Consider the following 8,588-nt stretch of genomic DNA (forward strand, 5'->3'; position numbering starts at 1 on the left):
GGCCGGAAGTGCAGCGCATCTGCCGCAAATACGATGTCCTGCTGATGCTGGACGAGGTCATCACCGGCTATGGCCGCACCGGCGAGTGGTTCGCTGCCCAGACGCTCGGCATCGAGCCCGACACGATCACCACGGCCAAGGCGCTGACATCGGGCTATCAGCCGTTGTCGGCATTGCTGGTCGGCGACCGCATCGCCTCGACGCTGGTCGAGAAGGGCGGCGAGTTCAATCACGGTTACACCTATTCCGGGCATCCGGTGGCCTGCGCCGTGGCGCTGAAGAACCTCGAGATCATCGAGCGGGAAGGGCTGGTCGATCGCGTCCGGAACGATACCGGCCCTTACTTCGCCAAGGCGTTGCAGGAGCGCATTGCCGGGCATGATCTGGTCGGCGAGGTGCGTTCGATCGGACTGATGGGCGCAATCGAGATCGTCAAGGACAAGGCGACCAAGGAGCGGTTCCTGCCGGCTGGAAGTGCGGCGGTGACCGTGCGCGATCATGCCATCGCGCACGGCATGATGCTGCGCGCTACCGGCGACACGATGATCCTGTCGCCGCCGCTGATCTGGACCCGTGATACGATCGATATGGCCTGCGACCGCATCTCGAAGGCGCTGGATCTGGCGCAAGCCGACCTGCGCAAGCGGTAGAACTCGACCCCTCGGCTGGGCGCTCCTCGGCGGGAGCGCCCAGCCTTGAGGCCATGCTGACGCGGGGAGCGAACGAATTCCACCACAAGCGCGTAGTGTGTGGGGCTGCGGCTGATTCGGCCGCGACAAGGGGTTTTGTTTCCATGAGAAAGACCGGCAAGAGCCGACGGACGCAAGAAGCGGCGATCATCGGCGGCGACCTGATGCTGGCGCCGCTGGTGGCGATGATGCGGCTGCCGTTGATGGCCATGGATGGCGGGAGCAGCCAGCCTTGGAGCACGGAGACCGCGCGTGCGGTAAACGAGAAGACCGCCGCTATGGCCGAAGGCGTGTTTGCGGCGCAAATGTCCTTCCTGCAATCGGCATCGCGGTTCTGGCCGGAAATCTTTTCCGGCCGCACGCCGTCGCTGTTCAACGGGGTCGCGACGGAGCGCTCGATCAGCGCCGCGCTGAAGCCGGCAAGCCGTGCCGTGAAAGCGAATTTTCGCCGGCTATCCAACAAGACCTGACAGAAGTTGCAGAACTTTGATTTTGCGCATTGACGGGCTCACGCGCTAGAATCAGTCGGTACGTCACCGATGGGGGACACGATGGCCGGACAACCGCTCAACCAGCCGGCTGAAATTCCAGCCGAACTCGACCGCTGGAACTGGGGCGCTTTCTTCCTCAACTGGATCTGGGGCATCGGCAACAGCACTTTCATCGCGTTACTGGCGCTGATCCCTGTCGTCAACATCATCATGATCATCGTGCTGGGCGCGCGCGGCAGCCGCTGGGCCTGGCAGAACCGCGCCTGGCGCGACGCGGAACAGTTTCGCAAGACGCAACGCAACTGGGCAATCGCCGGCCTTGCCGTCTGGGTGGTCGGGATTGGCGGCTGCGCGACGGTGGTCGGCAGCATTCCCTACGTCCTGAAAGGCAGCGATGCCTATCACATGACGATGGACAGGCTTCGCGCCGACGACCGCGTCAAGGCGGCGTTGGGTGATGATTTGACCGACAGTTTCTGGGTCGGCGGCCATCTCAACGTCAATGCAAATGGGGCCGGCGACGCCCAGTTCGGCATTCCGGTCCACGGCGCCAAGGGCAAGGGCACGGCCTATTCGACCGCTGTCCGGACAGCCGGCACATGGAGCCTGCGCCTGCTGGTCGTCAGGGTCGAGGGAACCGATGCGCCGATCGTGCTGATCAACGAAGATCATGTCCCGATCCCGAATGCTGCAATCGGAATATAGCGGGGCAAACGCAAAGAAGCAGCCTAAACGCGGGCGCGAAGGCTGACAGTTCGGCCGGCTTTGTGGCCCAACAGTCGGGTGACCACTGCTGCGTTCCAGACAAGGAAATATGCTGAAAAGCCGGATGCTGTCTGACAGTATGCGCATGCGTTCATGTGGACCGGTGGCAATTTCATACAAGGGCACGCGCATATGGTGAGTTCCTTTCGTGCGGTCGTGGTTGGTGGCGGCTGTGTGGGTGCCGGCATTCTCTACGGCCTGGCAAAGCGCGGCTGGACCGATGTGGCATTGCTGGAGCGAACGCAGCTTACGGCCGGGTCGACATGGCATGCCGCGGGGCTCATCCCTTCTTACGCGCGCAGCCGCAATGTCGGCCGCATGATCGCCAGGTCGATCGAAATCTATGAGGGGCTGGAGGCGGAGACGGGCCAGAACGTCGGCTGGCACAAATGCGGCCAGCTGCGCATTGCCAACACGCGCGACAGGCTGGACGAGTACAGAAGCTACATGGACGTCGCCGAGGTCCAGGGTGTGCGGGCCCGGATCGTATCGCCCGCGGAAGCGCGAGAAATCTGGCCGCTGCTCGACAACAACAGCATGCTGGGTGCCCTCTATCATCCCGATGACGGCCACATCGCACCCGCCGATGTCACCCAGGCCATGGCCAAGGGTGCACGCGACCTCGGCGCGACGATCCATCTCGATACCGAGGTTGTGGGCTTTGAACGCATGCCGAGCGGCGAGTGGAGGGTCAAGACCTCACGCGGCGAGATCGTCTGTGAACATGTCATCCTTGCAACAGGCAATTACGCCCGCCAGACCGGCGCCATGCTGGGCCTGGACATTCCCGCGATCCCGATCCTGCATCAGTACTGGATCACCGAGGCGGTTCCCGAAATTGTGGAACGCAAGCGGCTTGGTCTTCCGGAAATGCCGATCCTCAGGGACGAGGGTTACGAGGGCTATCTGCGCGAAGAAGGCGACGGGCTGATGTTCGGTCCCTACGAGCGCACCGAGCAGCTCAAGCTGTTCGCTGAAAACGGCGTCCCGGAATGGTTCGGCGCCGATCTGCTCGATGAGGATTTCGATGCCGTGTCCTGGAACTGGGAACGTGCGACCGAACTGGTCCCCGCGCTCGGACGCGCCGGCATCAAGCGGAATGTGCGAGGACCTTTCCAGATGACGGCCGATGAACTGCCGCTGATGGGGCAGGCGTGGGGCCTGGAGAATGTCTGGCTCGCCGAAGGGGTGCCGGGAGGCATCCTTTGGGGTGGTGCGATTGGCTATTACCTCTCCGAACGGATCGTGGAGGGTGGCAACAGCATCGACACGGCGGAGCTGGACCCCCGCAGGTTCGGCCGATATGCCAACAAGAACTGGACCCGGGCAAAGGTCCGGGAGGCCTGGGGCACCCACGCCGTACAGCACTATCCAGGCCAGGACATGCCGGCGGCGCGACCGCAGAAAACGGCCCCTTCCTATGACCGTCTAAGCCAGCTCGGCGCGGTGTGGGATGTGTTGAACGGCTGGGAGATGCCGAGCTGGTTTGCGCCTGCCGGTGTCGAAGCGCGCAATGTCTACAGCTGGCGCTGGACCCCCAAAGGGAACCACGTCGCCGCGGAGGTGCAGGCTGTCCGCCAGGCCGCTGGGCTGGTCGAGATGACTCCCATGACCAAATTCGAGGTTAGCGGGCCGGGCGCCAAGGACTGGCTCGACGGAATCCTGGCCAACAGGCTGCCTCGTCCCGGTCGCGTAGCTCTTGCCCATCACCTGACGCCGGCCGGCTGCGTGCAGGCCGAATATGTGGTGGCGCGGCTGCAGAGCGAGCTGTTCTATCTCATATCGACGCCGCGCGCCGAGCGCTGGAACCTTGACGATCTCAGCCGGCTGTTGCCGAAGGACGGCAGCGTGCATCTGCGCAACGTCACGGAGGATCGCGGCAGCTTCACGGTGGTTGGGCCGAAGGCGCGCGACATATTGCAGCCGCTGACGGAGATCGACCTCTCCAATGAAGCCTTTCCATGGTTCAGCGTGCAGTCCGGCACCGTCGGTATGGCCAGCGACGTACGGCTCCTGCGCGTCAACTATTCGGGCGAACTGGGATGGGAACTCTATCATCCTCTCTGCTATCAGCGGCATTTGCTGGATGCGCTCCTGGCATCGGGAGAGGCACACGGGCTGAGGCTGGCTGGACTTCGAGCGCTGGAATCGCTTCGTCTCGATAAATCCTACCGCGCCATGTATCGCGACATGAACCCCGAATTGTCAGCCTGGGAAAGCGGCCTCGACCGATTCATCAGCCTCGACAAAGGGGACTTCATCGGCCGCGCGGCACTGGTCGCAAAACAGAAGCAGGTGACACGCCGGATCGCCACGTTGTCGATCGATACGGATGGTGCGAGCGCGTTCGCCTTCGAGGGCGTCTACCGCGAAGGCGAGCTCGTCGGCCACATCACCTCGGCGGGCTACTCCTACACTTTCGGTCACGACATCGCACTTGCGCTGTTGCCCCTGGCACTTGTGTCGCCCGGCACCGAACTCGAGGTGTCCATCCTCGGCGAGCGCCGCGCGGCCAAGGTGATCGCCGACTCGCCCTATGATCCGGAAGGCGCCCGCGGGCGCATGTGAGGCATCCCGGAGTACAGTTTCCGGGTTTATCGATGTCTCAAAACGTGCTGCAGGGCAAAATGCAAAAACCGCGCTCCATCAGGAACGCGGCTTTGCCAGATACGCATGGCGCTTCGCTACGCAAACACTTTGCGAAACTTATGGCACTTGTCGAACTTACGGGCTCCGGTACGCGAGACCTGATCCGGAGCGCCGGGCGGATGAGATATGTCCGCCTCGCAGTCCGTTTTATAGGGACATCGTTACCGCGGAGTTATCGAGAGCTTAAGCAAATCTAAATTTGCACTTTTTCCACCCAAGGAAACCGGAAAAACCCGGCAAATCCGGGGGTTACGCTGGGTTACCCCTGAGAAAATTAATTATGCCGGAGAAATCGACCCCGCCATGTCCCTGGGCGTTGAATAAGGCATAGAGCTGGGCTGCTTCGGCACCAAGCGGCGTTACAGCACCCGCACCATGCGCGGCTTCCTGGGACAATTTCAGGTCTTTCAGCATCAGTGCCGCTGCAAATCCTGGGTTGTAGTCCCTGTTTGCGGGCGAAGTCGGCACCGGCCCGGGCACCGGGCAGTAGGTGGTCAAGGACCAGCACTGGCCGGAGGAGGTCGAGGCGACGTCGAACAGCGCCTGGTGTGACAGGCCGAGCTTTTCCGCCAGCACGAAGGCTTCGGCGACACCGATCATCGAAATGCCGAGGATCATGTTGTTGCAGATCTTTGCCGCCTGGCCGGCGCCATCGCCGCCGCAATGGACGATGCGACCGGCCATCGGCTTCAGGATCGGCTCGGCAGTTGCAAAGGCGTTATCGGAGCCTCCGGCCATGAAGGTCAGCGTGCCGGCCGCGGCACCGCCAGTGCCGCCCGAGACCGGTGCATCGATCGACGACAGCCCGTGCTTCCTGGCGACGGCATGGGCCTTGCGGGCTGACTCGACGTCGATGGTCGAGGAATCGATGAATAGTGCGCCCTTTTTCGCCTTGGGCGCTATGTCCTCATAGACGGACAGCACATGCTTGCCCGCAGGCAACATGGTGATCACCACATCGGCATCCTTCACCGCGGCCAAGGCATTCGCCATGATCGTCACGCCTTGTTCTTTGGCGACGTTGAGGTTCTCCGGCACAAGGTCGAAACCATTCACCGCATGCCCCGCCTTGACCAGGTTGGCGGCCATCGGATTGCCCATGTTCCCTAGGCCGATGAAGGCGATCGTCATAGTGGTGCTCCGTGATTTGGGCTAACAGTAGGTAGGCAGTAGGCAGTAGGCAGTAGGCAGTAGGCAGTAGGCAGTAGGCAGTAGGCAGTAGGGGTCTATTCGGGTGCAAGTTTGAAAATAAGCTGGCGAAGCATTTTGCCGATGCCCTCCGTGGATGTCAGCAAATGACTAGCTTGATCATGCGTGGCAAGGCCAATGCGTTCAGCGATCTGGAGGTGTGTCTCGAATTCCTTCAGCGAGCCTTGGGCAATCCTCAGAAATTGCTGATAGGAACCTCTGTTGTCTCGGCCATAACCTTCGGCGATGTTTGCAGGAATAGAGGTTGCTGAACGGCGGATTTGGCTGGTCAACCCATACAATTCCTCTTTTGGCCATGCCTTGGTCAAAGAATAGGTGGCGACAGCCAGATCCATCCCCTGCTGCCACACGATAAGATCCTTGTAGGAATTGATCTTGCCGGTCATCTCACTGCCTACTGCCTACTGCCTACTGCCTACTGCCTACTGCCTACTGCCTTCCAATTAATGCCCGCGCGATGATGACGCGCATGATCTCGTTGGTGCCTTCGAGGATCTGGTGCACGCGCAGGTCCCGCACCAGTTTCTCGATGCCATAGTCGTGCAGGTAGCCGTAGCCGCCGAGTAGCTGCAGCGCATCGTTGGCGACATTGAAGCCGGTATCGGTGACGAAGCGCTTGGCCATCGCCGACCATTTGCCGGCGTCCGGCGCCTTGCGGTCGAGCTTCGCGGCGGCGGCATAGAGGAAAATACGCGCCGCCTGAAGTTCGGTCTCCATGTCGGCCAGCCTGAACTGCAGCGCCTGGAACTGGTTGATCTTCGAGCCGAAGGCCTTGCGCTCGGCGGTGTAGGAAAGCGCCTTGTCGAGCGCCGACTGCGCGCCGCCCAGCGAACAAGCGGCGATGTTCAGACGGCCGCCGTCGAGCCCGGCCATGGCGATGCCGAAACCCGCACCTTCGCCGGACAAAAGGTTCTCCGCCGGCACCTTGCAATCCTCGAAGATGACCTGGCGGGTCGACTGCATATGCCAGCCCATCTTGTGCTCGTTGGCGCCGAAGGAGAGGCCTGGCGCATCTCTGGGCACGACGATGGTGGAAATGCCTTTCGGCCCTTCAGTGCCGGTCCGCACCATGACGGCGTAGACATCGCTGTCGCCGGCGCCCGAGATGAACTGCTTGGTGCCGTTGAGCACATAGTCGCCGCCGCTCTTCACCGCGCGCGTTTTCAGGGCTGCGGCATCGGAACCGGAGCCGGGCTCGGTCAGGCAGTAGCTCGCCAGCCATTCCATAGAGGTCAGCTTCGGCAGGAAACGCTGGCGCTGCTCGTCATTGCCGAAACGGTCGATCATCGAGGCCACCATGTTGTGGATCGAGATGAACGATGAAAAAGCCGGATCGGCGTGCGACAGCGCCTCGAAGATCAGCACGGCGTCGAGCCGGCCAAGTGCCGAGCCACCGACATCGTCCCTGATATAGATGCCGCCAAGGCCGAGCGGGCCGGTCTCGCGGATCACATCGGCCGGGAAATGCTTGTTACGGTCCCAGTCGAGCGCATTTGGCGCGACACGGTCTGCGGCGAAGGCCTGCGCCATCTCCTGGATGGCGCGCTGCTCCTCGTTAAGTTCGAACTGGCTGGTGCTCGCATCGACCGCGGCGTCCATGGCGTGCTCCCTAATCTTCGACCTGTTGGCCTGTCGTTTTTGGCTTTGCGCGCGCACCAATCTAGACCAATGATGCCGCCGCGCAACCCGATCCCCTGCGGAGCGGCTGTGCACCAATGCATGCCCGGAGCAAGATGTGACGACAAAATTCGATGAACTGCTGGGCCGGTTCCGCGCATACCTTTCCTCCGTGGATCACGCCTTGGTGCGCGATGCCGTGGCGCGCATTGGCTGGGACATGCCGGCTCGCACGCTGGAGCCGCATCCGCTCAACTGCCTGCGTCATCTCGATCGCGCCGCAGAGCTGGCGCCGTCGGATGCCAAGCCGCTGGTGCAACTGCTTGCTGAACGGCGCAACGATCTCCGCTGGGGGCAGACCTACAGCGAGGCGGATTTCGGAAAAGAGTTCATCGACAATTACGGCTGGCTGGAAGTGTTCGGCACCCGAGGCCACTTCGTCAATGACGCTGTCGCCGCCGGCGTGCTGATCCTTGGGCCTGATATCGTCTATCCCGACCACCATCACATTGCCGAGGAAATCTACATTCCGCTGACCGGCGGTACCGAATGGCGCATGGGCGAGAGCGGCTTTTGCATGCGCACGGCCGGCGAGGTCGTCCACCACGCGTCCAACGTCAATCACGCCATGGGCACCGGCAAAGACCCATTGCTGGCGCTGTACATCTGGCGCGGCGGGCCGCTGGCGCAGAAATCCGATATCACCGGAACCTTGGCGCAGGGCAGGGACTGATGGCCAGAGCGATCATGCTGCAAGGCACGGGTTCCGACGTCGGCAAGACGGTGCTGGTCGCCGGCCTCTGCCGCGCGGCAAAGAAGCGTGGGTTGAAGGTGCGGCCGTTCAAGCCGCAGAACATGTCGAACAACGCCGCCGTTGCCGATATTCCCGACGACAAAGCTGGCGGCGGCGAGATCGGCCGCGCGCAATGGCTGCAGGCGATCGCTTGCGGCGTGGCACCCTCGGTCCACATGAACCCGGTGCTGCTGAAGCCGCAGACCGATGTCGGCGCACAGGTCATCGTGCAGGGCAAAATGTTCGGAGAAGCGCGGGCGCGTGATTACCAGGCGATGAAGGGCCAGTTGATGGACGCCGTTCTGGACTCCTGGGGCAAGGTCGGCGAGGGCGCCGATCTCGTCATCGTCGAGGGCGCGGGTTCGCCGGCCGAGA

At 62.3% G+C, this 8,588-nt stretch carries 9 protein-coding genes; 6 read left to right on the plus strand and 3 right to left on the minus strand.

Annotated features, from left to right (window positions below):
- From EOC06_RS26360 to EOC06_RS26375, 4 genes are all read left to right on the plus strand, one after another.
- On the plus strand, nucleotides 1-650 hold a 650-nt coding region (locus EOC06_RS26360; RefSeq protein WP_245470083.1), incomplete at its 5' end, for an aminotransferase class III-fold pyridoxal phosphate-dependent enzyme.
- 143 nt (nucleotides 651-793) lie between these two features.
- A complete protein-coding gene (locus EOC06_RS26365) occupies nucleotides 794-1,159 on the plus strand; it encodes a hypothetical protein (RefSeq protein WP_127330251.1) in 366 nt (121 codons plus the stop codon).
- Between the two features lie 81 nt (nucleotides 1,160-1,240).
- On the plus strand, nucleotides 1,241-1,885 hold the full coding sequence (locus tag EOC06_RS26370) for a cytochrome c oxidase assembly factor Coa1 family protein (protein ID WP_127330249.1): 645 nt from the start codon (nucleotides 1,241-1,243) through the stop codon (nucleotides 1,883-1,885).
- Between the two features lie 192 nt (nucleotides 1,886-2,077).
- Entirely contained in the window at nucleotides 2,078-4,513 is a 2,436-nt protein-coding gene (locus EOC06_RS26375; RefSeq protein WP_128309156.1) for an FAD-dependent oxidoreductase, read from the plus strand.
- A gap of 330 nt (nucleotides 4,514-4,843) precedes the next feature.
- Here EOC06_RS26375 and mmsB read toward each other — a convergent pair whose 3' ends face one another.
- The 3 genes from mmsB to EOC06_RS26390 form a co-directional block, all read right to left on the minus strand.
- Complete coding sequence (gene mmsB, locus EOC06_RS26380; RefSeq protein ID WP_128309157.1) at nucleotides 4,844-5,725, minus strand: 3-hydroxyisobutyrate dehydrogenase; 882 nt, start codon at nucleotides 5,723-5,725, stop codon at nucleotides 4,844-4,846.
- Nucleotides 5,726-5,820: 95 nt separating this feature from the next.
- The gene (locus EOC06_RS26385; protein ID WP_127331895.1) at nucleotides 5,821-6,189 is read right to left on the minus strand and encodes a four helix bundle protein; all 369 of its coding nucleotides are present in this window, start codon (nucleotides 6,187-6,189) and stop codon (nucleotides 5,821-5,823) included.
- A gap of 43 nt (nucleotides 6,190-6,232) precedes the next feature.
- Nucleotides 6,233-7,402 carry an isobutyryl-CoA dehydrogenase gene (locus tag EOC06_RS26390; protein ID WP_128289822.1) on the minus strand — a complete coding sequence of 390 codons (1,170 nt, stop codon included), beginning with the start codon at nucleotides 7,400-7,402 and terminating at the stop codon, nucleotides 6,233-6,235.
- Nucleotides 7,403-7,538: 136 nt separating this feature from the next.
- On the opposite strand from EOC06_RS26390, the gene EOC06_RS26395 reads away from it, so the two are divergent.
- On the plus strand, nucleotides 7,539-8,153 hold the full coding sequence (locus tag EOC06_RS26395; protein WP_128309158.1) for a dimethylsulfonioproprionate lyase family protein: 615 nt from the start codon (nucleotides 7,539-7,541) through the stop codon (nucleotides 8,151-8,153).
- Nucleotides 8,153-8,588: AAA family ATPase (locus tag EOC06_RS26400; RefSeq protein WP_164898742.1), on the plus strand; the 436-nt coding region annotated here is incomplete at its 3' end. The genes EOC06_RS26395 and EOC06_RS26400, both read left to right, overlap by 1 nt.

The sequence above is a fragment of the Mesorhizobium sp. M7A.F.Ca.MR.362.00.0.0 genome (assembly GCF_004023175.1).
GTDB lineage: Bacteria > Pseudomonadota > Alphaproteobacteria > Rhizobiales > Rhizobiaceae > Mesorhizobium.

Bases quoted from the DNA above. Each gene is read 5' to 3' on its own strand.
- EOC06_RS26365 (WP_127330251.1), top strand. From the start codon at position 794: ATGAGAAAGACCGGCAAGAGCCGACGGACGCAAGAAGCGGCGATCATC.
- EOC06_RS26370 (WP_127330249.1), top strand. From the start codon at position 1,241: ATGGCCGGACAACCGCTCAACCAGCCGGCTGAAATTCCAGCCGAACTC.
- EOC06_RS26375 (WP_128309156.1), top strand. From the start codon at position 2,078: ATGGTGAGTTCCTTTCGTGCGGTCGTGGTTGGTGGCGGCTGTGTGGGT.
- mmsB (WP_128309157.1), bottom strand. From the start codon at position 5,725: ATGACGATCGCCTTCATCGGCCTAGGGAACATGGGCAATCCGATGGCC.
- EOC06_RS26385 (WP_127331895.1), bottom strand. From the start codon at position 6,189: ATGACCGGCAAGATCAATTCCTACAAGGATCTTATCGTGTGGCAGCAG.
- EOC06_RS26390 (WP_128289822.1), bottom strand. From the start codon at position 7,402: ATGGACGCCGCGGTCGATGCGAGCACCAGCCAGTTCGAACTTAACGAG.